The sequence below is a fragment of the Streptococcus uberis genome, from assembly GCF_900475595.1.
GTDB lineage: Bacteria > Bacillota > Bacilli > Lactobacillales > Streptococcaceae > Streptococcus > Streptococcus uberis.
Genome location: NZ_LS483397.1, coordinates 160,670 through 186,957 on the forward strand (window position 1 = coordinate 160,670; position 26,288 = coordinate 186,957).

Sequence of the window (26,288 nt, forward strand, 5' to 3'; positions counted from 1 at the left end):
AAGAAAGTTGTTCTTCTCTAAAAAACACAATATTTTGGGGCCATAAAATAAATTACAATACAATAATTTTTTAAGTTTTTTCCGAATAAACAATCAGGAGGAAAAAATATGGACATCAAAATAGAAGACCGTGGAAAAATTATGATTAACAAAGTTGGCGAGTTATTAACAGTGAGGAAACGAATCAAAATAATGAAAATCTATTCTGGTTATATGACAACAATAACCAGAGACTGTGAATGCGACGAATTTTTTCTATCACTCTGCAATTATATCTACGTTGGTTATTCACCAGAGTATGATCTGTATTTGTATATTCAAAGTATATTTAAAGTCTATTTAAATGGACTTTTCACAATTAGTCTGTTTAAACAGCAAATTATATCGTGAATTTTAGTTACGATCATTGAAATGCTAATGGTCCTTCTGATCATCAGCGTGCTCATGCTCTTATTTATTCCCAATTTAAGCAAGCAAAAAGAAAAGGTAACAGATAAAGGAAATGCTGCAGTTGTGAAAATTGTAGAAAATCAAGCGGAGCTCTATGAATTGAATGAAGGGAAAAAACCTAGCTTAAGTGAGCTAGTACAAAAAGGAAATATTAGTGACAAACAACAAAAAGCTTATAATGACTATTATCAAAAACATAATGACGAGAGTCCAATACTATCAAAGTAAAGCCTTCACCCTTGCGGAGAGTCTGCTCTGTCTGGCAGTGACGACCTTTACCATTCTGTTGCTAAGTAGCTCTCTGGCGGGTGTTTATGAAAGTGTGGAAAGAGAGTTGTTTTTCATTTCCTTTGAACATTTTTATCGCCATTGTCAAAAAATGAGTGTTTTAAAACAAGAAGAAAGTGCTTTGCACTTTACAGCACATCGTATCACATATGGTCAGCGAGAATTAGTGATTCCAGATCATATTCGATTGTTAAATCAAGGGACTATCCCTTTTAACAAAACAGGTGGTAGTCATTCCTTAGCAAGAATTGAGTGGCAAACACCAAGGGAGAAAATGACATATCAGCTAAACTTGGGGAGTGGGAATTATCAAAAACGAAGACATTAAAGCTTATATCCTATTAGAAAGTCTTATAGCTCTTGCCATTATGGTTTTTATCGTCTCATTACTTTTATCGGCATTAAAAGAGTCTCAAAAGGATATTGCCCTTATGAGGCATAAGGAGGAAGTTATGGCAACAGGGCTTATGGCTATCCAAACCAAGCAGAGACAACTGGAACTAAATGATTGTCATGTTACCATAAATAGTGATCAAGGAGGACTCTCAATTTTAGAAAATGATCAAGAAATACTCAAAATTAGTCGCTTGTCCAACTAAAGCCTTTACACTTTTGGAAGCTCTAGTAGCCTTACTGGTAATATCAGGCTCGCTGTTACTCTATCAGGGCTTGACCAAATCTATTTTTTCTCAGATGACTTATTTAAGAGAAAACAATCAGGATAGATGGTTACTCTTTTCTCATCAGTTGCGAGCGGAGTTTATGGGTTCTCGTTTTCGAAAAGTTGAAAAGAATAAAATTTATGTGACCAAGGATGGTAAGGATGTAGCATATGGGCTTTCAAAAAGGGACGACTTTCGCAAAACATCGGCAAATGGTCATGGCTATCATCCCATGTTATTACACTTAAGTCAGGCCACAATTGAAGAAAAAGAAAGAACTGTCACCATTCATTTTGTTTGGAAGGATGGTCTGGAGAGGACATGGCTATATGATTTTAAAGAAAACCGTTAAAGGGGGAATTTTACTTTATGCTATCTTAATGACATCCATATTTCTCTTACTGGTGCAAGTATACTTGAAACAGATGGAAGCTTATAAGAGTGAATTTCGGGCCCAGAGATTACATGCTCAAGCACATATGATGGCAGAATGGGTCCACAGCTATGCAGAGAAAGACAAGGATGCTATTGCATTTAGGGAAGGTGACGCCCAATATCAGAAAAAGGATCAAATGCTTGAGGTCATCATTTCACTCAAAGATGGGCAAAAGTATCGTTTTAACTATCCTTTAACAGATGACAAGAAAGCGCAGGAAAGAAATGATGAGACGAAGGAAAAAGCTTCTTAGATTAGCTTCTTTCCATTTACCAGTGATTTTGTTATCATAGGTTTATGAACTTTGAAAAAATTGAAAAAGCTTACGAGCTAATATTGGAAAATGCCCAATTAATTGAAAATGATTTAAAAACTCACATTTATGATGCCTTAATCGAGCAAAATTCTTTTTATTTAGGTAGCCCAGGTGCTAGTGACCATGTTGTAAAAAACAATGAAGCGTTAGCCGCCTTGTCTTTAAGCAAGGAAGAATGGCGGAGAGCCTTTCAGTTTGTCTTCATTAAAGCTGGTCAGACGGAACAATTACAAGCCAACCATCAGTTTACTCCTGACAGTATTGCCTTTATTCTCTTATTTTTGTTAGAAGAATTGAGTTCAAATGATACCTTGGATATTCTAGAAATTGGAAGTGGTACTGGAAACTTAGCCCAAACTCTTCTAAACAATAGCAAGAAATCATTGGATTATCTAGGGATTGAATTGGATGATTTGTTGATTGATTTATCCGCAAGTATTGCTGAGATTATAGGATCTTCAGCACGTTTTATTCAAGAAGATGCTGTGCGACCTCAAATCTTAAAAGAAAGTGATGTGATCATCAGTGATTTGCCAGTGGGCTATTACCCGAATGATGACATAGCAAGACGCTACCAAGTGGCCAGTCCAAATGAGCACACTTATGCCCATCATTTATTGATGGAACAGTCATTGAAATACCTTAAACAAGGTGGCTATGCTCTATTCTTGGTGCCAAGTAATTTACTGACAAGCCAGCAAAGTGATTTGTTAAAAAAATGGTTGACAGATTATGCGCAGGTCATGGCTCTTGTTACTTTGCCTGAAACGCTTTTTGGGCATCCTTCAAATGCAAAATCGATTTTAGTTCTCCAAAAGAAAGCTGAAAAAGTGGGTGAAACCTTTGTTTATCCTCTAACTGATCTTCAAAATCCAGAAAACATTCGTCATTTCAGGACAGAATTTAAAAAGTGGAAACAAGATAATGTTTTTTCATAAAATTTTTGATATAATAAAATAGCATTACAGAAAACGATTTCAAGAGAGGTAAAACATGTCAAAAACAATTGCAATTAATGCCGGTAGTTCGAGTCTTAAATGGCAACTTTATCAAATGCCAGAAGAAACTGTTCTTGCACAAGGAATAATTGAACGTATTGGATTAAAAGATTCTATTTCAACGGTTAAATTTAATGGCAATAAAGAAGAGCAAGTTACGGATATTCCAGATCATACAACAGCTGTTAAAATCTTATTAAATGATTTGATTCATTTGAATATCATTTCAGCCTATGATGAAATTACTGGTGTTGGACACCGTATCGTTGCGGGTGGTGAGTATTTCACAGATTCTGTTCTAGTTGACGAAAAAGTTATTGAACAAGTAGAAGAACTTTCAGCATTGGCTCCGTTACATAATCCGGGTGCAGCTGCAGGAATTCGCGCTTTCCGTGAAATTTTACCTGATATCACAAGTGTTTGTGTTTTTGACAATGCTTTCCATATGACCATGCAAAAACATACTTATTTGTATCCAATTCCTCAAAAATATTACACAGAACATAAAGTTCGTAAATATGGGGCACATGGTACTAGCCACAAGTATGTTGCACAAGAAGCAGCTAAAATGCTTGGTCGTCCACTAGAAGAATTAAAATTAATTACAGCTCACATCGGAAATGGTGTTTCTATTACAGCTAACTACCATGGTCAATCAGTTGATACGTCAATGGGATTCACTCCGTTGGCAGGTCCTATGATGGGTACTCGTTCTGGTGATATTGACCCAGCTATTATTCCATACATTATTGAACGTGACCCTGAATTAAAAGATGCGGCTGATGCTATTAACATGCTCAATAAAAAATCTGGACTTGGTGGTGTATCAGGCATCTCTAGCGATATGCGTGATATTGAAGCAGGTTTGCAAGAAAAAAATCCTGATGCCGTTCTTGCCTACAACATTTTCATTGATCGTATCAAAAAATTCATCGGTCAATATTTTGCAGTCCTAAATGGTGCGGATGCTTTAGTTTTCACAGCAGGAATGGGTGAAAATGCACCATTAATGCGTCAAGATGTTATTAAGGGTATGTCTTGGTTTGGCATGGAAATTGATCCAGAGAAAAATGTTTTTGGTTATCGTGGTGATATTTCAACTCCAAATTCGAAAGTAAAAGTATTGGTTATCTCAACTGATGAAGAGCTTTGCATCGCGCGTGACGTTGAACGTTTGAAAAAATAAGCAGTTAAAAATGCTACCTGAAAATGAGGGTAGCATTTTTTTATCTTTTCAGTTGACAATAAATGTAAAGTTTACTATACTATAAATGTAAAGTTTATTAGACATTTTGGAGATCATATGGACAATCGAATACAGGAACTCCGCAAAGAGCATAAAATTAGTCAAGCTGAATTAGCAGAGGCCATGGAAGTGACACGGCAGACCATCATTTCGCTCGAAAAAGGTCGCTATAATGCTTCCTTGGAACTAGCTTTTAAGCTAGCAACCTATTTTAATCTTAGTATTGAAGACATTTTTATATATAAAGAAAGCGGGTATTAAGATGTTCGTTAGATTTTTTCAAGAGTTAAATAAGCCAAAAAGTGAACAAGACTTTATCAAGCGTTACCGCTTCTGGTCTCGATTTTTGCTGATTCTTACCATACTAATGGTAGCGCTCAATTTTCACTTAGATTTGCCATCTTACAGTAAAGGATTTTTGATAGGAATGTCCATTGCTTTATTGGCTCTTGCGCTTCGAAACTTGGTTAACTTAAAGCGACCGGCTTATTTGCATGGCTTATATATCAAGAGTCGCGATGAGAGGAATACCCAGATTGCACAAATCAGCAGTACCATTACCATGTTTATTCAAATTCTTTTGGTTGCTCTTTGTTTGATTTTGAACGCCTTTTGGCAGATTGACTTTAATTTTCGTCTTTTTCTGATAGCTGATTTATACATCATGCTTATTAGCCTCTTTGGGCTAACCTTCCTTTTAGAAAAATACATGTAGGAGATATTATGGAAACAGTATTAACAAAGTTAAAATGGCTTTTCATGGCCATTGGGATTCTAGTTGTGGAGCAAGCTCCCATGCTATTCATGAAAAAAGGGCAACCTCTTTGGCAGGTCATCGCTTTGACTGGTGTCATGCTTTTGGTTGTTCTAGCTTCCTTATGGATAGCCCAAAAATTGGGTTTCTTCGCTAAAGATCAAGAGAAAGCCCACGACAATGCCATCCTATGGATTGGCTTAGGTTTTGTAGCCTTAACGGCGGTTAAACTCTTTGGTGGCATTCTTCTTTACTTGCAACATGGTGCAGATGCCAATACGGTCAATCAAGCAGCCCTTGAAAAAGCAGGACTTCATCCAATCCTTCTCTTTACCTTAGCGGCCATTGTTGCGCCGGTAGTAGAGGAGCTCATATTCCGAGGCTTACTCTTTGGAAAACTCTTTGGACACAAGTCCATCATAGGCTTGCTTTTCAGTAGTTTTCTCTTCGGCCTCATTCACATGCCTTCTGATTTTGGTTCTTGGTTTATTTATGGTGGAATGGGCCTTGTCCTAGGTTTTGTTTATTACAAGACCGACAAATTGCATTACACCATGTGGATCCATTTCCTCAATAACGGCATAGCTGTGGTCTTAATGTTAATCATGCAACAAATGACGTAAAAAAAAGCTGATATCATCAGCTTTTTTATAATGTTTTGGCTTTTTCGATGGTTTTGTCAATAGCAGAGCTGACAGCATGCGTCAAGCCAGTCCGTTCAAGTTCCATAAGGCCTGCGATCGTTGTGCCCCCGGGACTGCAAATTTTATCAATCAGTGTATGAGGGCTATCTTGGCCCTGTAATAATTGTAAAGCGCTAGCCTGTACAGTTTGACTGACAATTTCCAAGGCAGTTTCTTTTGCGATACCATGTTTAACGCCCGCTTTGGCCATAGCCTCAATGAAAAGGAAAATGTAGGCTGGACTGGATCCTGCCAAGGCGGTGAAGGTATCAAAGTCTTTCTCAGTAATGTTGAAGCAAGAACCGAAACTTTCAACCATTTCCCTAACAGCTTGTAGGAGTGCGGGGTCCACTAAGTCGTTATGGGTTAAAGCGGTAGTGCTTTTTAAAATTTGGGCATTCATGTTTGGCATAATTCGAAAGAGAGGGACATGGTTTCCGATGAGTTCTTCAAGACGAGCTATGGTAACCCCAGCGGCCATGGACATGACGGGTTGTTTGAAGCTTAGGGGAGCCAGAACTGTTTCATAAAGTTGGGGTTTAATGCCTAAAATGACAAAATCAGATTGGTCAATAAGCTCTTGGTGGTTTTGGGCATAATCCACTTCCAGCTTCTGACCTATTTCTTTGGAACGTTCTAGGGAGGATCCAGAAATGATAATGTCATGACTTGTCGTTTTAAGGCCTTGGATGATAGCTGTTGCCATTTTACCAACACCGATAAATCCTATTTTCATGGGGAGAACCTCTTATTTTTCCTAGTACTTTTTGATTAAATCAACGGTTGAACGGTCAAGTTTCTTCACAATGGCTTGAAGGAAGGCTTGTGCTTGTAAGAAATCATCCATAGCGTAGAGGCTTTGATGAGAGTGAATATAACGTGCACAAACGCCAATTGTGGTTGACGGAATACCATGGTTTTTCAAATGAGCGACCCCAGCATCTGTACCACCTTTAGCGCAGTAATACTGATATTTAATGCCGGCTTCCTCAGCAGTGGTCAAGAGAAAATCACGCATGTCTTTTAACATAATATGACCAGGATCATAGAATCTAATGAGTGTCCCTTGTCCAATGGCTCCTTGATTACCATAAATATCTCCAGCAGGGGAACAATCCACTGCAAAAAAGAGCTCTGGATCAAATTTTGTGGTAGAGACATGAGCTCCTCGTAATCCCACTTCTTCTTGCACGTTAGCGCCAGCAATTAAGGTGTTATTTAGAGATAGGTCTTTTAAGTGCTCTAGCAACTCAGTGACCATTAGAAGTCCATAACGATTGTCCCAGGCTTTGGAAATGATATTTTTTTGGTTAGCAGTTAGTATTGTCTCGGATTGTGGGACAATAATATCTCCAGGAGCTATTCCAAAAGCTTCAGCTTCAGCCTTGTCGGCAAAACCACCGTCAAAAGGAATATCCTCAACTTTTGGCAATTGTTGGCCAGCCCCTCCGCGAAGGAAATGTGGCGGAACAGAGCCAGAAACGACAGGAATGGCTTTACCAGCGCGTGTGTAAAGGGTGAAGCGTTGGGAACTTACCACAAGGGGATTCCAACCACCAATACCAACAACGGAGAAACTGCCATTGGGATTAATATGGCTTAGCATAAAGCCAACCTCATCCATATGAGCAGCAACCATAATTCGCGGAGCATCCTCGGCCTGACTGTCTTTAATCCCAAAAATGCCTCCCAAGCCATCTGTTTCAACACGGTCAACTAAGGGACTTATTTTCTGACGCAAATAGTCTCTAACAGTGTGTTCGTATCCGGCAATGCCGTCTAATTCGGTTACTTCTTTAATTTTAGAAAATAGTTCTGACATTTTCATAATCCTTTCCGCTTTAACACTTTCCCAGCAAGGAAGGCGTCTAATCTTCTCTATTTTACCACTTTTAAAGCCTAGTGGCCAATTGCCCTCTTTCAAGTGATGCGCTAGCCTATTTGCCCTCTTTTATGATAAAATGAAAAGTATGAATAAAAAAACGAAAATGACGTGGACCGGTCTCATTGGAATTCCAACAGCAGCGGTGCTTGCCCTCTTGCTAAAAGAGAAATACCAGGATTATCAGCAAGAAAAAATGACAGCAGACATTCGTCAATTCTTCTCACAAAAGGGAGATATTGAACTTGTCTATTTTGATGTACCTCAACCACAGTCAAAAGAAAGAAATGGTGGTCTTGTGATGTCAGATGGACGTCAATATAGTTTCACTTATCAAAAAGGGGCCATCATCTATCAGGAGGAAAAAAATGATTGAACCAAAGAGTTACGAAGAATTGGCGCAAATCATCGAGAAACCCGAAAAAATTGTTTTGTTTTTCACAGCGGATTGGTGTCCAGATTGTCAATTTATCTATCCAGTTATGCCAGAAATTGAAGCAGAAAATACCGATTTTACCTTTGTACGTGTTAATCGTGATAACTTTATGGAAGTGGCACAAGAATGGAATATTTTTGGGATTCCAAGCTTTGTGGTCCTTGAAAATGGCAAAGAAATTGGTCGTCTAGTCAATAAATTGCGAAAGACAAAAGCTGAAATTAATGACTTTTTAGCAAGATTATAAAAGAGAAAAGGAATACAAATGATTTTTGCATATAACAAAGAACAAGTTGGTGATGTTTTGATGGTTATCCTTGAAGATAGCAAAGCCATAAAACGTCAGGTTGAGCGACATGGTAAAGTAGCCCGTGTCTTTGCTGAAGAAGGTGGTAGAACCCTTGCTTGGAATATTTTTGAGACGTCAACCCTCATTCCTATCCAAGGTAAGGGTCAAGTCTTTCCAAGTTCTGAAGATGTGGCTGTCTTAAATAAAGAATTAGCCAAAGAAGGATTTACAGAAGAGCTTGAGGTAAGTCCAAATCCTGTTTTTGTTGTCGGACAAATCATGGAAATGGTTGCTCATCCAGATAGTGATCACCTTAATATTTGTCAAGTCCAAGTAGCTGCGGATCAAAAAGTCCAAATAGTAGCAGGTGCTCCAAATGCTAAAGTTGGCTTAAAAACTATTGTAGCTTTACCTGGTGCTATGATGCCAAATGGAAGCCTTATTTTCCCGGGAAAACTACGTGGCGAAGATTCCTTCGGAATGATGTGTTCACCACGTGAATTAGCCTTACCAAATGCCCCACAAAAACGTGGTATTATTGAACTAGATGAGTCAGCTATTGTGGGCCAAGCCTTTGATGCTGATAAACATTGGCAAGGCTAGAAAATTTGTAATAAACGATTTAATGGAGACTCACAGCAAAATGTGAGTCTCTATTTTAATTGACTTTTGTCACTAAAAATAGTGATTTTTGTCATCTTAACAAAGTGACATATGTTTGGTGATAACGTTTTCTTATTTTGCTATGATCAATCTAAAGGTAAATACTGTCCCTATTCAAAAGGAGAAAGGAATTATGAAGCAAGAAAAGAAATGTGTTAATTGGTTTATGCGCAAGCGGGGGAAACAATGGATTTATGGTTGTGGCATTTTAATTTGTGGCTTGGTTTTCGGAGTTGAAGCTACTTCAGTCGCTGCTGAGACTATTCCAACAACAGCAACAGTTGAGACTTTAAATTCAGATGTAACAAGTAAGACATCTCAAGAAACACAGAAGACTACTGAAATAGCAACACCAGTTTCAGAAATAGTTATGCCATCTCAACAAAAAGTTGTTGAGGAGGTAACTCAAGAAGTTAGCGTACAAAATCAAGAGACGGTCATAAATATGCCTGTGTTAACTCAAGGAGTAAATATAGCAGGACCAAATGAAACGGCTATATTAACGGATTCGATTGTCCAAAACAATGTTCAACCTATTGATAGAGTTGAGAAAATGGAAACATCCTTTTCTACCGAATTGACTAAGAAAGCTGAAAGTAGCTATAATACAAATCTTCAAGATTTGAATTATGATCCAAATGTTTGGGAAGTTCGTGAAGATGGTTTGTATAGTAACGCTGTTGGAAAAGGTGACAATTTCCTATTTTCAGCATCAACTGGTGAAAACTTTATCTTCCAAACAGACGTAACCTTTCTTCAAAATACCGGAGCAGCTTCACTCGTTTTCCGTTCAAACAATGATCCTGAAAATCTCAATGGTTATGTTGTTAATCTTGATGGAAATTCACACAAAGCAAGGTTATGGCGTTGGGCTGAAGCAAATTTAATTAATGACAAAGAAATTCTAGCCAGTCCGGACAATAAATATTTCTTAAAAGTAGTGGCGACTAACGGATGGATTTCATACTACATTAATGGTATTTTGATTGCAAACTTGAGCGACTACACTATACAACGTGATGACCTTGGTCAAACGACATATATTAAAGATGGTCATTTTGGTCTTTTGAACTGGAATGGTGAAATGGTCTTCCAAAATACCTTCTACCGTGAATTGACAAATGAAGAGTTACCTCTTCTTAATGATGTGACGGTAACGTCAAAAAACGGTCCAGTTGAATCTAAAGGACAATTTTTTTCAGAGAGTTCAGTTTATATTCAATATGTATCAAACGATGCCTCAACGGTGGACTTGAGCTTTGATGCTAATAATTCAGATGCAATAATAACAGTGACTGATGCTCATGGTAAAGTTTATTCAAATCCAAGCGCAATTCCTGTAACTGTTGGACCAAATTATCTCACGGTGACAAGTACTTACACAACAACAGATGGCTACGTAATCCCCTCAACATACCGTATTAATGTTCACCGGCGTCAACCACAGTCAGTTTATTATAATGAAAACTTCCGTGATCAATATCATTACTCTGTTAAAGATGGCTGGGCAAATGATCCTAATGGATTAGTTTACTATAATGGTGTTTATCATATGTTTTACCAATTCTACGATGATACAAAATGGGGGCCAATGCATTGGGCACATGCAACAAGTACTGATTTGATTCATTGGGAAGACCAACCAATTGCTTTTTATCCAGACTATAATGGAACCATGTTCTCAGGCTGTATAGTGGCAGATGTTAATAATTCTAGTGGACTTTTTGATAGTGAAAATGGTGGATTAGTAGCTCTCATTACGATTAACGGAGAAGGGCAACGCATTAAACTTGCATATAGTACTGATGAAGGGAAAACCTGGCAAAAAGTGGATGAAATTGTAGCGGATTGGACTACAGACCCACTACAAACTCGTGATTTTCGTGACCCTAAAGTTTTCCGTTGGGAAAATAAATGGTTTATGGTAATTGCAGGTGGACCACTACGTCTTTATTCATCAGATGATCTTAAAAATTGGACTGTGGAATCAACGTATCCAGATCTTCATACAGAATGTCCGGATCTTTACCCAGTCTTGGCGGAAGATCAGACAGTGAAATGGGTTCTTTCTCGCGGTGGTCGTTATTACAAAGTTGGTGATTTACAACAAACTGACGGAAATTGGAAATTCATACCAGATGCTAATTACCAAGAAACAGATAGTATCATGAATTTTGGTAAAGATTCATATGCTGCGATGACATACTATGTACAAGATTTTGGTACAAAAGCTAATCCAACTATTCCAAAGATTATTGAATTGAATTGGATGAATACTTGGGATAACTATTGCAACCTTGTAGCTGATCGCTTAGGTCAGTCATTTAATGGGACTTTTAACCTTAATTTAGAACTTGGTCTTGTCAAAGAAGGTGATAAGTATGTTCTTACTCAGACACCGGTTGAAGCTTATGAAAGTTTACGTGATAATGACAACAAAGTTGAATACAAAAATGTTGTCGTTGGTAAAGAAAATGACCTTTTTAAAGATTTTTCTGGAGATACTTATGAAATTGTTGCTCACTTTAAACCGAGTGACAAAACAACAAAAGTTGGTTTCAACCTTAGAGTTGGTTCGGGGGAGATGACTAAGGTTTACTATGATTTGATAGCAGGACGAATCATTATCGACCGAAGTCAATCAGGCATTATATTGACGGAACTTTTTAGTAATATTGATAGTCAGGCTGTAACACGTAATATTGATGGAAGTATTGATCTACACATTTTTGTTGATCGTGCTAGTGTTGAAGTTTTTTCAAAAAATCATACAGTAGCAGGGGCTAACCAAATTTTCACATCAGCTCAAAGTCTAGGATTGGAAGTACTCATTGATGGTGAAGATGCTAAAGCAGATATTGTCTTATATCCATTAAAGAGCATCTGGAAAAATAAAATTATTGATACAACACCCCAAATTGTTATTCCAGCTAGTGAACCAAAAGTACGGATGAATGTGGGTGATAGCACAACCGTAAAAGCTTATGTTTCACCAGTTGGGGCGAGTCAAGATCTTATTTGGAATATTAGCAATCCAAGTCTAGTTTTAGATCAAATATCAGGTAATCAGGTTTTTCTTAAAGCGATTAAGAAAGGACAAGTTATTGTAAGAGCACAGTCACAATCTAATCCAGCAGTTTATCAAGATTTTATTATTGATATTTTAGAAGATAACTTCAATACAAATGTTAAAGATGTGAATGTATTTTCTGGCGATTGGTACGTTGATGGCGAATCTTTGAAAGTTGCAAATCACAATTCAAACGACATTTACATGTCAGCAGATAAGATACCATATGAAAATTATCAAATGGACTTGGATATAAAATATGGTCGAGGAATTGTAAATATCTTCTTTGCTTCAGGTAATCCTGACGCTAACAACGCTTATACTATCCAATTTGGTAGCAATAATTCAGTTCGTTTGTTCCGCTTCTACAGAGATACTATTTTTGAGGCGCCAATGATAGATGTGATTAATGACAATCAATTCCACCATGTTCGATTGGTGAAATCAGCAAATGTCATCCATGTTTATGTTGATAATGAAATGGTAATGTCTTACACATTTGATCAAGTTGAAGAGTTTTTCAACAATCCATACCTTGGCCTAGGTCTTTGGGATGGCGAACTAGCTGTTCAGAACTTTTATGTAATTGATTTAGATGCGCAAAATCCTGTTTTTGTTGAAGAGCATGAGAAAGAGAAACTACTATCAGAATTAAAAAAATCAGTGGTTAAAACAAGTTCATATTCAACTCTAAAAACAATAGAGACGTCTTCAAAAACAAATTCTGAGAACTTAGAAGCTCCAACTGTTTCTAAGAAAAACTTACCTATGACAAGTGATAGTAACAATAATTTAGAGGAACTGGGTATATTAGCAATTCTAACGACTTTAGGAGCTTTTTTAGGACGCGTTATTTTAAAAAAAGAAAAATAATCAAGAGAAAATTATATTTAGGATAATCAAATTATTAGGCGTAGTAGTATTTAAACTATTGCGCTTTATTTGTTGATTATTGAGAGTTTCGGTGGAAAAAATATTGAGAATATTTTTCTTATTTCCCCAACTATTTTCGAATGAATAGGTAGGAGGATATTTGATGTATAATAAAGTAATTTTAATAGGACGTTTAGTGGCTAATCCGGAATTGATTACCACTCCTAAAAACAAACAGGTTTGTCGGGTTTCGGTAGCTGTCAATCGCCGTTATAAAAATGCGGAAGGGGAAAGACAAGTTGATTTCATTAATTTAGTGCTTTGGGGGAAATTGGCAGAAAGTTTAGCCTCTTATGGAAGCAAAGGCAGTTTAATTTCCATTGATGGCGAATTGCGAACCCGTAAATATGAAAAAGATGGCAAGACCAGCTATATGACGGAGGTTTTAGGTCATTTTTATCAGCTCTTGGAGAGCCGTGCTCAAAGGGCTATGCGTGAAAATAACATGACTGATGATTTAACCGATTTGGTCCTTGATGAAGAGGAGGAGCTTCCTTTTTAAAAAATTTTTTGACATGACTTTTTCTCTTTCTCTAACCTCTCTTAAAAAGTAGTCTTATCAACCTTTCTGACGCCCTGTCATTGTCAGAATATTTCCAAAATAAGATGGTTTTTGGGAAAAAGTTTTGATTTTTGGCTTGACAGGTCTTTTAGAATGCATTATAATTTATAAAAATTAAACGAAGGAAAAAGGAGGTTGCTGTTATGGTAAACAATCAGTCAACTCATACACTTACTAAGCGTTATTACTTTAGCTTCTTTAGATAGTGTTTGTAGTCATGAGTTTCATGGATACAAACACGTTAAACGTTACGTTTGTATCTATGAGGCTAAGGACTTTTTGAGTTGTTTGTCCACATAGATAAAAATATCTAAGTGGACGCTACCATACAGCAAGAGTTCAGTGTATTTTCACCTACCTCTTTATATGTGTCAGACCATTTAGATATTCTAAATGGTCTTATTTTTATGCAAAAAAGAAAGAGGGTAGAAATGAAAAAAGGAATGCGATTTAGTCTCATCTTATTAGCTTTAATGACACTAACGGCTTGTCGTCAAGTCAGTGATAAATCTGGTCAGAGCGTTAAGGTCGGCATTGTTCAATATGCCGAGCATCCAGCCTTGGATGCCGCTCGACAAGGATTTATCCAAGTACTAGCTGATGGCGGCTATAAAGAGGGAAAAAATTTAAAACTGACTAAGAAAAATGCTCAGGGAGACCAGTCAAACCTTCAGACCATGGTCGAACAATTAGCAGGCAAAAATGATCTTCATTTTGCCGTTGCTACCCCTGCCGCGCAAGCTTTGTTAAACGCAGACCCTGATACACCAACCGTCTTTACTGCAGTCACAGACCCTGTTTCTGCAAAGCTGGTTAAGAGCTTAGCAAAACCCGGAGGGAATATCACAGGAACCCTTGATGCTACTGATGTTAAGCAGCAGATTGATCTGCTGACCAAGGTAGTCCCTCAAGCTAAAACTATCGGTATTTTCTACAATTCCAGTGAGGTTAACTCCCAAACCCAGGCTAAAATGGCGGAAAAAGCCATTAAGAAGAAAGGTCTCAAAGCAGTCGTCAAAACGGTGACAAGTAGTAACGATGTGCAACAGGTCATGACTAGCCTTGCCGGCCAAGTGGATGCCATCTACCTGCCAACTGATAACACCGTAGCCTCAACAGCAACAACCATTGGTCAAATCGTCAAAGAAGCCAAAGTACCAACCATGGGCAGTGATGATGCCTACCTAGATTCTCTTTTACTAACATCAGGCGTCAATTACAAGGAAATTGGTAAAGAAGCAGGGAAAAAGGCTCTTCTTATCTTGAAAGGCAAGAAGCCGTCAGAAATCCCCGTCGGAAAACCTAGAAAACCATTGGTTAAAATCAATCCTGACATGGCCAAGGCTTTGGGATTGGACGTGAAAACACTAGAAACAATTGTCGGTCAATAGCATAAAGGAGTACATAATGAAACTAAAAACTTATCTTCTCTTAGGCTTAACCAGCCTTCTCTTAGTCGGATGCCGAAACACAGAAAGTAGTCCAAATAAATCTTCCCAAAAAGTCACTGTCGGTATTTTACAATACATGGAGCATGATTCTCTAACAGCGGCCCGCAAAGGTTTTGAAACAGCACTAAAAGAAGGCGGCTATGAGGCAGGGAAAAACCTGACCATTGATTATCAAAATGCCCAAGGAGATCAATCAAATCTTCAAACCATGTCAGAGCAATTGGTCAAAAAAAGTGATGTGGTCCTAGCCATTGCTACTCCATCAGCTCAATCTCTGGCAACAGTTTCGACGGAAACGCCTGTCCTCTTCACAGCTGTGACGGATCCCTTATCCGCCAATCTTGTGAAAAGCATCAAAAAACCTGGTGGCTTGATAACAGGAACAAGTGACCAGGCTCCCATTGATAAGCAGGTGGACTTGCTCAAACAAGCTTTGCCACAAGCCAAAAAAGTTGGTATTCTTTACACCAGCAGTGAGCGCAACTCAGAAGTACAAGTCAAAGAGGCAGAAAAAGAACTGAAAAAAGCTGGGTATGAGATTGTTAAAAAAGGCATTTCATCAAGCAATGACGTGCAAGATGCAGCTACTAGTTTGATGAAAACATCAGATGCACTTTTTGTTCCGACAGATAATACAGTGGCTTCAACCATGACCATGCTTGGGCAACTATCCCTTGACAATAAGGTTCCCGTCATTGGAGGCTCAACGGATATGGTGGATGCCGGCGGCCTCTTAACCTATGGAACCAACTATACAGAACTTGGTAAACAGGTGGGCAAACAAGCCTTGAAAGTCTTGAAAGGACAAAAACCAGCTACAATTCCAGTTGAATACCCTAAAAAATTGGAATTGCATGTCAACCAAAAACAAGCAGAAGCATTAGGAATAGATGTTTCTCATCTGTCGCTAAAAAACTAAGAGACTAGAATTAAAGACAATCAAAAAGGAGATTTCATGGCACTCATATTATCTAGTATTTCACAAGGGCTTTTATGGTCAGTTATGGCCATAGGGGTTTACCTGACTTTCCGTATTTTAGACATTGCCGATTTGACGGCTGAAGGCTCCTATCCTTTGGGGGCAGCCATTTGTGCAAGCAGCATTGTTTCTGGTATGAACCCACTTTTGGCGACATTTTTAGCCTTTCTTGGAGGTATGTTGGCAGGCTTAATGTCTGGTTTTATTCACACCAAGTTAAAAATTCCTGCTCTCTTAACAGGGATTATTTCCCTGACGGCTTTGTATTCTATCAACCTAAAAGTTCTTGGTAAGGCCAACGTGGCGCTTTTGGGGCAAAAAACCTTGGTGTCGCAACTCTATGATATGGGCTTTACCAAAACTGCTTCGGTCATGATTGTTGGAGGGATCTTTGTAGGACTTGTTATTGTCTTACTCACCCTCTTAATGAAAACACAAATTGGTCTTGCTCTGCGATCCACCGGGGACAACATCCCAATGAGTGAGGCTAACGGGATTCAGACGGATCATATGAAACTCTTGGGCTACATGCTGTCTAATGGTTTGATTGCCCTTTGTGGGGCCTTGTTGTGTCAAAATAATGGCTACGCTGATTTGAATGCTGGTGTTGGAACTATTGTTATTGGGCTTGCGTCCATCATCATTGCTGAGGTGGTTATTCGTAACCTAAGTATTGGTTGGCGTTTGCTGTCGGTGGTTTTGGGTTCGGTGATTTACCGTCTCATTATCTTAGCCATTTTATCGATTCCAGGCATGGATGCGGATCTGGTTAAGCTCTTTTCAGCCATGTTACTGGCCGCCGTCCTTTACCTGCCGGAATGGCAAGCAAAACTCAAACTCGGTCAAGCTAAATTAGGATAGGAGTGCATATGTCATCATTATTATCAATCCAAAACATACATAAAGTTTTTGAAGCAGGAACAGTTAATGAAAACCATGTCTTGCGTGGTCTTTCTCTTGATGTTAACGAAGGGGATTTCATCTCCATCATCGGAGGCAATGGTGCGGGCAAGTCCACACTCATGAACTGTTTGGCGGGCACGCTCAGCCTTAACCAAGGGGACATTTTACTGGAGGGTCAATCCATAACTAACCAGTCTGCCGCCAAAAGAGCCAAAGCTATTAGCCGTGTTTTCCAGGATCCCAAGATGGGAACAGCTTCGCGCTTAACCATTGAAGAAAACATGGCCATCGCCCATCGTCGAGGCAAAAAACGGGGCTTAAGCTGGGGCGTTAAAGAAGACGAGCGTCTGATTTACAAGGAAGCCCTGAAAGAATTAGGACTCAATTTGGAGAACCGTCTCAAAGTTGATACCCAATTCCTTTCGGGTGGTCAACGGCAAGCATTGACTCTTCTCATGGCTTCGCTGGAAAAACCCAAAGTGCTACTACTTGATGAGCACACAGCTGCCCTAGACCCTAAAACCAGTGATATGGTTATGGCATTGACAGACAAAATTGTTAAAACACATGGGCTAACCACGTTGATGATTACCCATAACATGGAAAATGCCATTGCCTATGGCAATCGTTTGGTTATGCTCCATCAGGGCCGTATCGTGGTCGATGTCAAAGGCCAAGAAAAAGCCAACCTCACCGTCAACCAACTCATGGGCCTCTTCCAAAAAAATAGCGGCCAAAACCTAAGCGACGACGCATTGGTGTTGGGGTAAAAAGGCTTGAAAAGCCTTTTTTTTTGATATTTTTCAGATTATTAATTTTTATAATATTTTGATATTTTTCAGATTATTAATTTTTATAATATTTTGATATTTTTCAGATTATTAATTTTTATAATATTTTGATATTTTTCAGATTATTAATTTTTATAATATTTTGTTATTTTTAATAAAAATTATCAGTTAAAATGGATAAGTAGATATTTGTGCAAAATAAAAGTGAAACAAAATCTACTACATTTATCTTGGAAGCGCTTTTATAATATAGATAGACGAGGGATAACAAATGAAAAGTAGAACTATCAACCTGTTACATAGACTTTTACATTCAAAAATACCATTAACAATAAAGTATTTAGCTACAGAATTTGAGGTGAGTGAACGTACAATTCGAAATGATATTAGTGAAATTAATGAATTGTTGAATGAAAAGAATTTAAAACCAGTGACATTTAAAAGATCTAAAGGTGTTATTCTAAATTTAACTGATGATGAACAACAAAGGCTTTTTGAAGAAAATATAGAAGAAAGATACTTAAATAGAGAGGAACGAATAAGAGATTTAATATTAGATATTGCATTTGGTAACGATCCTGTTTTCTTAAATAAAAAAGAGATACTGTATCAAGTTTCGAAGTCTACTATTGATGAGGACATGAGACAAGTTCGAAAATTATTTAATAAATTTCAAGTGGAAGTGGTAAGTACTCCGAAATTAGGTTTACAATTGCAAGGTAAAGAACAATATTTGAGAACGATGCTTTTTTCTTTGTTGAATTATGAAATCTCAAAAACAAATTTTGAAGAAATTTTTGAAAAACATGTTTCTAAAGATATTTGGAATACACTTGATTTAATTTATAGTCAGTGTATTTCAGAAAAAGAAGACAGCCATTATAGAACCAATTTTAATTTATTGACATTGATTTGGCTTCAAAGGTTAAGTCAAGGGAACACTCTTCCTTCTTCAAAAATAAGCATAAATGAAACACTGACTAAAAATTATATTCTTAATTATATCAATTTGGTTTTACAAGAGTTTAGCTTTTCAGTATCCAAAACAGAAAAAAGATATCTATACTTTTTACTTAGTACACTTGATAACAATATTGATTTTCATCCCACAAATTGGTTGGATATTCAATTGATGATTTTAAAACTTATCGAATTTGTAGGAAGTGAGACTGGAATTCCGTTTGATAAAAAAGAGACTCAATTACAACAAGCTCTTTACAGTCATATTTCTAGCATGGTAATTCGTATAAACCAAAATTTACAGTTAATAAATCCCTTAAAGGAAAAGATTAAACAAAGCTACGGAATTGTATATTCAGCAATTGAAAAATTTATGAATTCTCCAGAATTTAATTTTGTTAATTCGATAACTGATGATGAAATTGCATTTTTAACCATTCATTTTTCTACAGCTTTAAGTGAATTAAATCAAGAAAGTACCTATTGGTTTCGAGCTATTGTAATTTGTAATTATGGAATTGCAACAGGTAAATTACTAGCAGAAAATTTGAAAGAATTTTTTAATATTGAAGTATTGGCAGTTTTGAGTAGCCGTGAAGTAGGATTAATTGAAAAGTTTGATGCTGATTTAATATTTTCAACTATCGAAATTCACTATAATTTGAAACCTGTCATGGTCATTGATTCTATTTTCAATGAAGAAACAAAGTTGCTTGTAAGTAACTTTTTAGAGGGTCACCGTGAATATAGAAGAATAGGACCTATTCAAAAGGACTATACGGAAATGTTTCAAAAAATTTTATCAATGATTGAATTAGAAAATGGAAGTGTTAGTAAAACTTTATACAACTCTATTGAAGAATTATTTCAGAATAACGATTTAATAATTAATGAAAGGGATATAAAACCTATGTTACAGGACTTATTAGAAGATAAATATATCATTTTTGAAAAAGATGAAACTGAATGGCAGAATGCCATAATCAAATCAGCAAAGCCTCTACTAGATAATGAAATTATTAATCAGGATTATATTGGCGCTATGATAGAGAGTGTGAAAGAATATGGACCATATATAGTCATAGGAAAACATCTTGCCTTAGCCCATGCTAGACCAGAAGATGGAGCATTAAAATTAGGATTAAGTCTGTGTCTTTTTGATAAACCAGTTATTTTTAATCATGAATTTAATGATCCTGTAAAAATCATATTTTGTTTATCCGCCATTGATTCTTATTCACATTTAAATGTTATGAAAGCTATTGTAAATTTGATTAAGGAAGACAATAATTTGAATAAGTTGTTAGAGGCAAAAGACATCGAAACAGTAAAAAAAATATTATATAAAATCGAGGAGGAAAATTAAATGGCAGGAAAGATTAATATTTTATTTGTTTGTGGAGCTGGACTTGGATCAAGTTTTGCTGCCCAAATGGCGGCAGAAGACGTGTTAAACAAATATCAAATTGATGCAAGGTTAGACCATGTTGATATCTCCACAGCAGCTTCTGTAGGACCAGATATTATTATTACGGCACAAAATTTTGAAAAACAATTTGCTAAATTTTCAATTGATGAGTCAAAAACATCTTTAGTGTTTTTAAAAAATATTGTTTCAAGTAAAGAAATTGAAGAAAAATTAATTCCAGTTCTAAAATCGCGTAACTTTATTTAATGGAGGTTATTTATCATGGGTGTAGTAAATTTTATTATTAATAATATTCTTACTCAAGCATCAATTACAATTGCATTAATCGCAATGTTAGGATTGATTTTACAAAAGAAGTCAGTAGGTCAAATAATTTCAGGTACTCTTAAAACTTTGCTAGGATTTCAAGTACTAAGTGCAGGATCGGGGATTATTGTTGGAAGTTTATTGTATTTTGGTGAAATCTTTAAAAAGGGATTTCATACTCAAGGTATCGTACCTTCTATTGAAGCTATTAATGGTCAAGCGATGAATGAACTTGGTCTGGGAAGTAGTATTGCACTAACTTTTTTAGCGATATTTATTTGTAATATTATTATTGCTCGTTTTACAAAGTGGAAATACATTTTCTTAACTGGTCAGGCATTACTTTGGATGGCCACTATGACAACTGTCTTTGGTTATTTTGCAGGTTTAAGAGGAATTTCACTTATTATTGTTGGAGGAATTGTAGGTGGTATCTTTACGGTTGCAATGCCAGCAATTGCCCAGCCGATTATTCGTCAAGTAACAGGTAGTAATGACATTGCGCTAGGACATTTCTGTACTATTGGTTATTTATTTGAAGCTGGGGTTGCAAAAATTTTTGGAGAACGAGGAGAAAACAAAAAATCTATTGAAGATATTGAAATGCCACAAGCATTTGAATTTTTACAAGATACATACCTCTCAGTAATGGTGGTTATGGTTCCACTGTACATAATTACTGCAATTTTTGCTGGTCCTCATGCTGTTGATACTGGTTCTCAAAATTATATTATGTATAGTTTCTTGCAATCTATTCAATTTGTTGTAGGTGTATACGTCTTATTATCAGGAGTTAGACTTCTATTAGGTGAAATTGTACCAGCCTTTCGAGGAATTGCTATGAAGTTAGTTCCTGATGCCATACCTGCTTTAGATTGTCCTGTATTCTTTCCGTATTCTCCTAATGCGGTAATATTAGGTTTTATTACAACTACAATAGGAACAGTTTTAGCAATGTTTCTTTTGCCAACAGTTGGCTTAGCAATGATTTTGCCTGGTATGCTAACAAACTTCTTTGCGGGAGGAACAGCAGGTATTTTTGGTAATGCGGTTGGAGGTAGAAGAGGAGCAATTATAGGTGGTATAGCGCATGGGTTCTTTATAACACTTTTACCGGCATTGCTAGTTACAGCATTTAATAAACTAGGATTTGTTAATGCAACAGCAACAGATGTGGACACTGTGACTGCAGCTCTACTTTATTATTGGATTTTAAATCCTATATTTAAAATGTTTTAATTTGTCATTACAACGCTGGTAAAGGAGGTCATGATGTTTAATTTTTTCAAAAAAAATCAAGATGAAAAAGCAGTCGGAGCTGTTGAAAATGTAAATACTCTAACTCAAGATGAAAAAGAATTACTTGAAAAAGAATTACGACTATTACTGGAAGAAAAAGAAAAACATCTAGAGGATGCTAGATATTTTGAACAGCTGGGAATGTTATATGCTAAGTTATCAAAAATGGATCAATCAATCAAAATGTTAGAAAAAAGCTTATCTTTGGAAATATCGATTGGAGAAGGCTATAAGCAACTAATGGCTTATTACAATCAAAAAAGGAAAGAAGCTGCCATTGATAAAGACGATGAACTCATTGAATATTATATGAATAAACTGGATGAAATGAGGAATATTGCTAAGAAAGGGACTTTAACTTCAAAATAGAGGGGTGATGAAAATGTATAGAACATTAAAAGAAGTAACTGATTATGCTGAAAAATTAAATATGACTATTGGTGCATTTAATATGCATAATTTAGAAATGTTACCTGAAATGATTAGAGCTGCAAAAGAAATGGGTGTTCCAATTATTATACAAACGAGTATAGATACTGCAAAATATATTGGCTATGACGTTGTTGTTGCGGTATGTAAGCAAATGGCAGAGAATAATATGGTAGATGTCGTATTACATTTAGATCATGCTCGTGATTTTGAGGCAATAAAAGATGCTATAGAAGCGGGCTATTCAAGTATTATGTTTGATGGATCTAATTTACCATTTAAAGAAAACATTGCAAAAACAAAAGCGGTAGTTGAATATGCTCATCAAAGAGGAGTATCTGTCGAAGGGGAGCTTGGGACAATAGGAGGTACAGAAGAAGGGATATCTGTATCTGAAAGTGATAAAGAATATACTCGACCTGAAGACGCTGTAACTTTTATAAAGGAAACAGGGGTAGATGCTCTTGCAGTAGGAATAGGAACAAATCATGGCCAATTTAAATCTAAAACAAATGTTAATATTCCATTGTTAAAAGAAATATATAAAGTTGTCGATAGACCATTAGTAATTCATGGAGGTACAGGAGTTAAGGAGGAAGATTATCCAGAACTGATTAATAATGGAATTAGAAAGTTTAATGTTGGTACTGAATTATTAGTAAATTGGACTCAGAAAGCAAAAGAATGTTTTGAAGAGACTGAACTAAATAAATCATTACGGTATAATATTATTCCATGTAATTTAGCAGTGAAAGAAATTGTAAAGCATAAAATTGGTTTATTCATGAATATAAATAATCAATAGGAATGGAATTTAGATTATGAAAAAGTATCTAATTTTAATTGCGGGGCCCCCGGCTACTGGGAAATCTTATTTGGTTGACTTAATAGAAGAAGTTTATCCAAAACTTTATAAAGTAACCCCAGATGAATTTAAAGAAGATATTTATGACAGCCAAGGTTTCAATAGTTTAAAGGAAAAAGAGCAGATTGAAAAAATTGTTTGGGAATCCTATTATTCTGCTTTGAATGCATATATGGCTATTGGAAAAAAAGTTATTTTAAGTGAATATCCATTTTCAGATAAACAAAGAGATAAATTGAATAATTTATGTTTACAATTTGATTATCGTCCAATTACTATCAGGCTAATTGCAGAATTCAGTATTCTTTGGAATCGTAGATATCTTCGTGACAGGGAAAAAGATAGGCATTTAGGCCATATTATGAGTCATTATCATTATGGTGATAAACTTGATGAAAGAGACTTAGCAGATAATCATATAACAGAAAAAGAATTTTATGATATTATCAATAAGAGAAATTATAATCATTTTCAGTTGGGTGAGCTATTTGAATATGATGTGAATGACTTCTCTCGAGTAGATTATTCACCAATATTAAATTATTTATCGAATTTAAATTTTTAAATAGTTAATCCCCCTATCTCAATAGAGTTAGGGGGATTTCTTTTTATAGTAAATCGAGTTCTTTGAGTTTGGTGTCAACCATTTCGAGCACGGTTTTGAGGTCGTCGGGGTTTTGGACGAAGTCCAGTTGGTTGCCGTCGATTTTCATTTTAGGGGAGACGTGGTAGTTTTCGTACCAGTCTGGGTACTCCCCGTGGACTTGGGCGTAGTAATCTTCTAGTCCTGGGTTGTCGTCTACCTGTTCAAAGGAACGGCCACGTTTTTCGATGCGTTCTAGCATTTTGTCAAAGGAAACATCGATGTAAATCAAGAGGTCTGGGCGTTTTTTAGGCATACCTTCTAATTCTTCTAGCATGTTGCCTAAGAGTTCTTGATAGATTTCCAATTCTGTCTTAGTCACATTGCCGTTTTTGTAGTTTAAAGTCAAAAAGAGCTCGTCTTCAAAAATGGAACGGTCTAAGATATTGTTGTCGGCCTTGTAGGCTTCCTTGATGGATTTGAAACGTTTGTTTAAAAAGAAAATTTGCAACAAAAAGGCATATTTCTTAGGGTCTTGATAATAAAGGTCAAGGACAGGGTTGTTGTCAACGGCTTCATAGAAGACCTCAGTTCCCAAATGCTCCCCAAGAGCAGCAGCAAGTGAACTTTTCCCTGCACCAATAGTTCCGGCTAGTACAATCAACATGATTCTCCTTCTATGGTATTAACGAACTTGAGCAAAAATACTTTCAACCTCAGCCAAAGTCTCCGCGCGTGACACGGCACCACGAATCTTAGCTGCACCTGCCGTACCACGTAAATAATGCGGCGCTAAACCACGAAACTCACGCACAGCAATGTTTTCGCCCTTGAGGTTAATCAAACGGCGCAAGTGGTCTTCAGCAATATCCAGTTTTTTGTCGAAAGGAAGATCAGGCAACTCTTCACCGGTTTCGAAGAAATGGTTGATTTGGGTAAATAAATAAGGATTGTTCATGGCTGCGCGGCCGATCATGACAGCGTCAACTCCGATTTCCTCAATCATAAATTTCGCGTCCTGAACCGTACGCACATCACCATTACCGATAAATGGAATTTTCGTAATGGCCTTCGAAACACGGGCTAAGGTTTCGTGGTCACAAGTACCAGTGTACATTTACTCACGGGTACGCCCATGCATGGCAAGGGCTGACACCCCAGCCGACTCCGCAGCCAAGGCGTTCTCAACAGCCAGTGAACTATCTGCCCACCCTGTACGCATCTTAACGGTCAAGGGAATGTCTAAAACAGAAGTCACTTCCGAAACAATGTGGTAGATTTTATCTGGGTCACGAAGCCATTTGGCCCCAGCTTCATTTTTAACCACTTTATTGACCGGGCACCCCATATTAATATCGACAATATCTGCCTTGGTGTTGGTTTGAATGAAGTCTGCCGCTCGTTTTAACCCTTCGGCATCTCCCCCAAACAACTGAATAGACATTGGGTGTTCGTTTTCATCAATGTGGAGCATGTGTAAGGTTTTTTCATTGTTGTAAAGGAGGCCTTTTTCGGAAATCATTTCCATGACCACCAGTCCAGCGCCGAACTCCTTAGCAATGGTCCGGAAGGCCGAATTGGTTACCCCGGCCATAGGGGCTAAAACAGTACGATGGGGAATCTCCACGTTCCCAATCATAAAGGAAGAATTAAGCTTTGTCATTGATAATCCCTTTCAAGTCGTCTTCTGAGAACTGATAACGTGTCTGACAGAACTGGCAGATGATTTCTGCACCATGGTCCTGGTCGATCATGTCTTGTAAATCCGTATTTGGTAAGCTCATGAGAGCTGACTCAAAACGGTCTTTTGAACAGTCACACTGGAAACTCAAGCTGTCTTCAGACAGGCGTTTGTAACCCTCATCCCCATAGATAGCAGCCAAGAGGGCATCGCTTGGGTCTTCAGCAGCTAAGAGTGTCGAAATAGCAGGCATTTCTTGCAGGCGTTTTTCATAACGGGCGATTTCTTCCTCAGAAGCTCCCGGTAAGGCTTGCACCATAAAACCACCAGCCACTTTAACCTTGTCTTCCTCGTCTAAGAGAACGTTAAGGCCAACAGCAGATGGTGTCTGTTCAGATTCTGTCAAATAATAGGCAAAGTCTTCCCCAATTTCACCTGTAATTAATGGTGTTGTTGAAGTGTAGGGATTGCCGGTACCATAGTCAATAATTGTGACAAAATGGCCATTGCCCATAAAAGGTCCAACCAAGACCTCACCGGTGGCTGTTTTTTTGATGTCGACACCTGTGTTTTGAATGTAACCTTTGACATGTCCTTTCGTATCAGCCACGGAAATGATGTGACCAAAAGAGGAGTCCCCAATGACCTTAACCGTGATTTTGCTGTCGCCTTTTTGGTTAGCCGCCAAGATTTGATTGGCAATGAGGGTGCGGCCAAGGGCTACTGTCGAAGATGACAAGGTTTGGTGCTTTTCTTGAGCTGTCTTCACAGTCTGTGTGCTGTCAAGAACAAAGGCTCTAAAAGAGCCTGTTTCTGAGATTGATTTAATGATTTTATCCATACCAAATATTATAGCATAAAGACTAGCCTCTGACCCAAGAGATGCCCTCAATTTTTTATGAAATGGTTTTCTTATCCGACCGCCAATGGTAGGAAAAAACTTA

General features: G+C 37.2%; 29 protein-coding genes and 1 pseudogene. 25 read left to right on the forward strand and 5 right to left on the reverse strand.

Features of this window, described 5'->3' with window-relative positions; all coding sequences use genetic code 11:
* Window positions 1-411: 411 nt before the first annotated feature.
* From comGC to DQM95_RS01075, 10 genes are all read left to right on the forward strand, one after another.
* Entirely contained in the window at window positions 412-678 is a 267-nt protein-coding gene (comGC, locus tag DQM95_RS01030; RefSeq protein ID WP_037592920.1) for a competence type IV pilus major pilin ComGC, read from the forward strand.
* Window positions 629-1,066 (forward strand): competence type IV pilus minor pilin ComGD, encoded by a 438-nt coding sequence (gene comGD, locus DQM95_RS01035; protein ID WP_111685890.1) that lies wholly within the window; start codon window positions 629-631, stop codon window positions 1,064-1,066. The genes comGC and comGD overlap by 50 nt, the downstream gene beginning before the upstream one ends.
* Entirely contained in the window at window positions 1,038-1,337 is a 300-nt protein-coding gene (gene comGE / locus DQM95_RS01040; protein ID WP_111685891.1) for a competence type IV pilus minor pilin ComGE, read from the forward strand. The genes comGD and comGE overlap by 29 nt, the downstream gene beginning before the upstream one ends.
* The gene (gene comGF / locus DQM95_RS01045) at window positions 1,297-1,752 is read left to right on the forward strand and encodes a competence type IV pilus minor pilin ComGF (protein WP_037592918.1); all 456 of its coding nucleotides are present in this window, start codon (window positions 1,297-1,299) and stop codon (window positions 1,750-1,752) included. Before comGE ends, comGF begins: the two co-directional genes overlap by 41 nt.
* Entirely contained in the window at window positions 1,730-2,089 is a 360-nt protein-coding gene (comGG, locus tag DQM95_RS01050) for a competence type IV pilus minor pilin ComGG (RefSeq protein WP_037592916.1), read from the forward strand. The genes comGF and comGG overlap by 23 nt, the downstream gene beginning before the upstream one ends.
* Window positions 2,090-2,133: 44 nt before the next feature.
* Entirely contained in the window at window positions 2,134-3,090 is a 957-nt protein-coding gene (locus tag DQM95_RS01055; protein ID WP_037592915.1) for a class I SAM-dependent methyltransferase, read from the forward strand.
* Between the two features lie 55 nt (window positions 3,091-3,145).
* Entirely contained in the window at window positions 3,146-4,336 is a 1,191-nt protein-coding gene (locus DQM95_RS01060) for an acetate kinase (protein WP_037592914.1), read from the forward strand.
* A gap of 117 nt (window positions 4,337-4,453) precedes the next feature.
* The gene (locus DQM95_RS01065) at window positions 4,454-4,657 is read left to right on the forward strand and encodes a helix-turn-helix transcriptional regulator (protein ID WP_012657682.1); all 204 of its coding nucleotides are present in this window, start codon (window positions 4,454-4,456) and stop codon (window positions 4,655-4,657) included.
* A gap of 1 nt (window position 4,658) precedes the next feature.
* Window positions 4,659-5,111, forward strand: coding sequence for a hypothetical protein (locus tag DQM95_RS01070; RefSeq protein WP_037592912.1), 453 nt, complete (start codon window positions 4,659-4,661; stop codon window positions 5,109-5,111).
* A gap of 8 nt (window positions 5,112-5,119) precedes the next feature.
* Entirely contained in the window at window positions 5,120-5,773 is a 654-nt protein-coding gene (locus DQM95_RS01075; RefSeq protein WP_012657684.1) for a CPBP family intramembrane glutamic endopeptidase, read from the forward strand.
* A gap of 25 nt (window positions 5,774-5,798) precedes the next feature.
* On the opposite strand, the gene proC is transcribed toward DQM95_RS01075, so the two are convergent.
* Together proC and pepA are read right to left on the reverse strand one after the other, a co-directional pair.
* Window positions 5,799-6,569 (reverse strand): pyrroline-5-carboxylate reductase, encoded by a 771-nt coding sequence (gene proC, locus DQM95_RS01080; RefSeq protein ID WP_111685892.1) that lies wholly within the window; start codon window positions 6,567-6,569, stop codon window positions 5,799-5,801.
* Between the two features lie 21 nt (window positions 6,570-6,590).
* The gene (gene pepA, locus DQM95_RS01085) at window positions 6,591-7,655 is read right to left on the reverse strand and encodes a glutamyl aminopeptidase (RefSeq protein WP_111686022.1); all 1,065 of its coding nucleotides are present in this window, start codon (window positions 7,653-7,655) and stop codon (window positions 6,591-6,593) included.
* Window positions 7,656-7,803: 148 nt separating this feature from the next.
* Between pepA and DQM95_RS01090 the strand changes: the two genes are divergently transcribed.
* From DQM95_RS01090 to DQM95_RS01160, 15 genes are all read left to right on the forward strand, one after another.
* Window positions 7,804-8,091, forward strand: a complete 288-nt coding sequence (locus tag DQM95_RS01090; protein WP_037592911.1) for a DUF4651 domain-containing protein — start codon at window positions 7,804-7,806, stop codon at window positions 8,089-8,091.
* Window positions 8,084-8,398, forward strand: a complete 315-nt coding sequence (locus DQM95_RS01095) for a thioredoxin family protein (protein WP_037592909.1) — start codon at window positions 8,084-8,086, stop codon at window positions 8,396-8,398. Before DQM95_RS01090 ends, DQM95_RS01095 begins: the two co-directional genes overlap by 8 nt.
* 18 nt (window positions 8,399-8,416) lie before the next feature.
* Window positions 8,417-9,043, forward strand: a complete 627-nt coding sequence (gene ytpR, locus DQM95_RS01100; RefSeq protein ID WP_037592907.1) for a YtpR family tRNA-binding protein — start codon at window positions 8,417-8,419, stop codon at window positions 9,041-9,043.
* Between the two features lie 193 nt (window positions 9,044-9,236).
* Entirely contained in the window at window positions 9,237-13,046 is a 3,810-nt protein-coding gene (locus DQM95_RS01105; RefSeq protein WP_111685893.1) for a GH32 C-terminal domain-containing protein, read from the forward strand.
* Window positions 13,047-13,209: 163 nt separating this feature from the next.
* Window positions 13,210-13,608 carry a single-stranded DNA-binding protein gene (locus tag DQM95_RS01110; RefSeq protein ID WP_012657691.1) on the forward strand — a complete coding sequence of 133 codons (399 nt, stop codon included), beginning with the start codon at window positions 13,210-13,212 and terminating at the stop codon, window positions 13,606-13,608.
* 491 nt (window positions 13,609-14,099) lie between these two features.
* A complete protein-coding gene (locus DQM95_RS01115; protein ID WP_111685894.1) occupies window positions 14,100-15,059 on the forward strand; it encodes an ABC transporter substrate-binding protein in 960 nt (319 codons plus the stop codon).
* A 16-nt stretch (window positions 15,060-15,075) separates the two neighbouring features.
* A complete protein-coding gene (locus DQM95_RS01120; RefSeq protein ID WP_037592900.1) occupies window positions 15,076-16,038 on the forward strand; it encodes an ABC transporter substrate-binding protein in 963 nt (320 codons plus the stop codon).
* Window positions 16,039-16,074: 36 nt separating this feature from the next.
* Window positions 16,075-16,959 carry an ABC transporter permease gene (locus DQM95_RS01125; protein ID WP_037592899.1) on the forward strand — a complete coding sequence of 295 codons (885 nt, stop codon included), beginning with the start codon at window positions 16,075-16,077 and terminating at the stop codon, window positions 16,957-16,959.
* 8 nt (window positions 16,960-16,967) lie between these two features.
* Window positions 16,968-17,771: an ABC transporter ATP-binding protein gene (locus tag DQM95_RS01130; RefSeq protein ID WP_046388461.1), complete on the forward strand. Its 804-nt coding sequence runs from the start codon at window positions 16,968-16,970 to the stop codon at window positions 17,769-17,771.
* A gap of 292 nt (window positions 17,772-18,063) precedes the next feature.
* Window positions 18,064-20,118: a BglG family transcription antiterminator gene (locus DQM95_RS01135; RefSeq protein WP_037592898.1), complete on the forward strand. Its 2,055-nt coding sequence runs from the start codon at window positions 18,064-18,066 to the stop codon at window positions 20,116-20,118.
* Window positions 20,119-20,427, forward strand: coding sequence for a PTS sugar transporter subunit IIB (locus DQM95_RS01140; protein ID WP_037592897.1), 309 nt, complete (start codon window positions 20,119-20,121; stop codon window positions 20,425-20,427). It abuts the gene before it with no gap.
* A gap of 15 nt (window positions 20,428-20,442) precedes the next feature.
* The gene (locus tag DQM95_RS01145; RefSeq protein WP_037592896.1) at window positions 20,443-21,726 is read left to right on the forward strand and encodes a PTS sugar transporter subunit IIC; all 1,284 of its coding nucleotides are present in this window, start codon (window positions 20,443-20,445) and stop codon (window positions 21,724-21,726) included.
* Between the two features lie 33 nt (window positions 21,727-21,759).
* The gene (locus DQM95_RS01150) at window positions 21,760-22,155 is read left to right on the forward strand and encodes a tetratricopeptide repeat protein (protein ID WP_037592895.1); all 396 of its coding nucleotides are present in this window, start codon (window positions 21,760-21,762) and stop codon (window positions 22,153-22,155) included.
* Window positions 22,156-22,168: 13 nt separating this feature from the next.
* The gene (locus DQM95_RS01155) at window positions 22,169-23,020 is read left to right on the forward strand and encodes a class II fructose-bisphosphate aldolase (protein ID WP_037593017.1); all 852 of its coding nucleotides are present in this window, start codon (window positions 22,169-22,171) and stop codon (window positions 23,018-23,020) included.
* A gap of 16 nt (window positions 23,021-23,036) precedes the next feature.
* Window positions 23,037-23,645, forward strand: a complete 609-nt coding sequence (locus tag DQM95_RS01160) for a phosphotransferase-like protein (RefSeq protein ID WP_046388931.1) — start codon at window positions 23,037-23,039, stop codon at window positions 23,643-23,645.
* Window positions 23,646-23,688: 43 nt separating this feature from the next.
* On the opposite strand, the gene DQM95_RS01165 is transcribed toward DQM95_RS01160, so the two are convergent.
* The 3 genes and pseudogenes from DQM95_RS01165 to hslO form a co-directional block, all read right to left on the reverse strand.
* Window positions 23,689-24,330, reverse strand: coding sequence for a deoxynucleoside kinase (locus tag DQM95_RS01165; RefSeq protein WP_012657696.1), 642 nt, complete (start codon window positions 24,328-24,330; stop codon window positions 23,689-23,691).
* 18 nt (window positions 24,331-24,348) lie between these two features.
* Window positions 24,349-25,326: pseudogene (gene dusB, locus DQM95_RS01170) on the reverse strand (tRNA dihydrouridine synthase DusB).
* A complete protein-coding gene (hslO, locus tag DQM95_RS01175) occupies window positions 25,313-26,185 on the reverse strand; it encodes an Hsp33 family molecular chaperone HslO (RefSeq protein WP_037592892.1) in 873 nt (290 codons plus the stop codon). The pseudogene dusB and the gene hslO overlap by 14 nt, the downstream one beginning before the upstream one ends.
* Window positions 26,186-26,288: the final 103 nt, after the last annotated feature.

Bases quoted from the DNA above. Each gene is read 5' to 3' on its own strand.
- DQM95_RS01150 (WP_037592895.1), top strand. From the start codon at position 21,760: ATGTTTAATTTTTTCAAAAAAAATCAAGATGAAAAAGCAGTCGGAGCT.
- DQM95_RS01165 (WP_012657696.1), bottom strand. From the start codon at position 24,330: ATGTTGATTGTACTAGCCGGAACTATTGGTGCAGGGAAAAGTTCACTT.
- DQM95_RS01105 (WP_111685893.1), top strand. From the start codon at position 9,237: ATGAAGCAAGAAAAGAAATGTGTTAATTGGTTTATGCGCAAGCGGGGG.
- DQM95_RS01060 (WP_037592914.1), top strand. From the start codon at position 3,146: ATGTCAAAAACAATTGCAATTAATGCCGGTAGTTCGAGTCTTAAATGG.
- DQM95_RS01130 (WP_046388461.1), top strand. From the start codon at position 16,968: ATGTCATCATTATTATCAATCCAAAACATACATAAAGTTTTTGAAGCA.
- DQM95_RS01090 (WP_037592911.1), top strand. From the start codon at position 7,804: ATGAATAAAAAAACGAAAATGACGTGGACCGGTCTCATTGGAATTCCA.
- DQM95_RS01145 (WP_037592896.1), top strand. From the start codon at position 20,443: ATGGGTGTAGTAAATTTTATTATTAATAATATTCTTACTCAAGCATCA.
- DQM95_RS01160 (WP_046388931.1), top strand. From the start codon at position 23,037: ATGAAAAAGTATCTAATTTTAATTGCGGGGCCCCCGGCTACTGGGAAA.
- DQM95_RS01140 (WP_037592897.1), top strand. From the start codon at position 20,119: ATGGCAGGAAAGATTAATATTTTATTTGTTTGTGGAGCTGGACTTGGA.
- DQM95_RS01125 (WP_037592899.1), top strand. From the start codon at position 16,075: ATGGCACTCATATTATCTAGTATTTCACAAGGGCTTTTATGGTCAGTT.
- DQM95_RS01115 (WP_111685894.1), top strand. From the start codon at position 14,100: ATGAAAAAAGGAATGCGATTTAGTCTCATCTTATTAGCTTTAATGACA.
- DQM95_RS01095 (WP_037592909.1), top strand. From the start codon at position 8,084: ATGATTGAACCAAAGAGTTACGAAGAATTGGCGCAAATCATCGAGAAA.
- DQM95_RS01120 (WP_037592900.1), top strand. From the start codon at position 15,076: ATGAAACTAAAAACTTATCTTCTCTTAGGCTTAACCAGCCTTCTCTTA.
- comGD (WP_111685890.1), top strand. From the start codon at position 629: ATGACTATTATCAAAAACATAATGACGAGAGTCCAATACTATCAAAGT.
- comGC (WP_037592920.1), top strand. From the start codon at position 412: ATGCTAATGGTCCTTCTGATCATCAGCGTGCTCATGCTCTTATTTATT.
- DQM95_RS01155 (WP_037593017.1), top strand. From the start codon at position 22,169: ATGTATAGAACATTAAAAGAAGTAACTGATTATGCTGAAAAATTAAAT.
- DQM95_RS01075 (WP_012657684.1), top strand. From the start codon at position 5,120: ATGGAAACAGTATTAACAAAGTTAAAATGGCTTTTCATGGCCATTGGG.
- DQM95_RS01055 (WP_037592915.1), top strand. From the start codon at position 2,134: ATGAACTTTGAAAAAATTGAAAAAGCTTACGAGCTAATATTGGAAAAT.
- comGG (WP_037592916.1), top strand. From the start codon at position 1,730: ATGATTTTAAAGAAAACCGTTAAAGGGGGAATTTTACTTTATGCTATC.
- proC (WP_111685892.1), bottom strand. From the start codon at position 6,569: ATGAAAATAGGATTTATCGGTGTTGGTAAAATGGCAACAGCTATCATC.
- hslO (WP_037592892.1), bottom strand. From the start codon at position 26,185: ATGGATAAAATCATTAAATCAATCTCAGAAACAGGCTCTTTTAGAGCC.
- DQM95_RS01110 (WP_012657691.1), top strand. From the start codon at position 13,210: ATGTATAATAAAGTAATTTTAATAGGACGTTTAGTGGCTAATCCGGAA.
- comGF (WP_037592918.1), top strand. From the start codon at position 1,297: ATGATCAAGAAATACTCAAAATTAGTCGCTTGTCCAACTAAAGCCTTT.
- DQM95_RS01135 (WP_037592898.1), top strand. From the start codon at position 18,064: ATGAAAAGTAGAACTATCAACCTGTTACATAGACTTTTACATTCAAAA.
- pepA (WP_111686022.1), bottom strand. From the start codon at position 7,655: ATGTCAGAACTATTTTCTAAAATTAAAGAAGTAACCGAATTAGACGGC.
- ytpR (WP_037592907.1), top strand. From the start codon at position 8,417: ATGATTTTTGCATATAACAAAGAACAAGTTGGTGATGTTTTGATGGTT.
- DQM95_RS01065 (WP_012657682.1), top strand. From the start codon at position 4,454: ATGGACAATCGAATACAGGAACTCCGCAAAGAGCATAAAATTAGTCAA.
- DQM95_RS01070 (WP_037592912.1), top strand. From the start codon at position 4,659: ATGTTCGTTAGATTTTTTCAAGAGTTAAATAAGCCAAAAAGTGAACAA.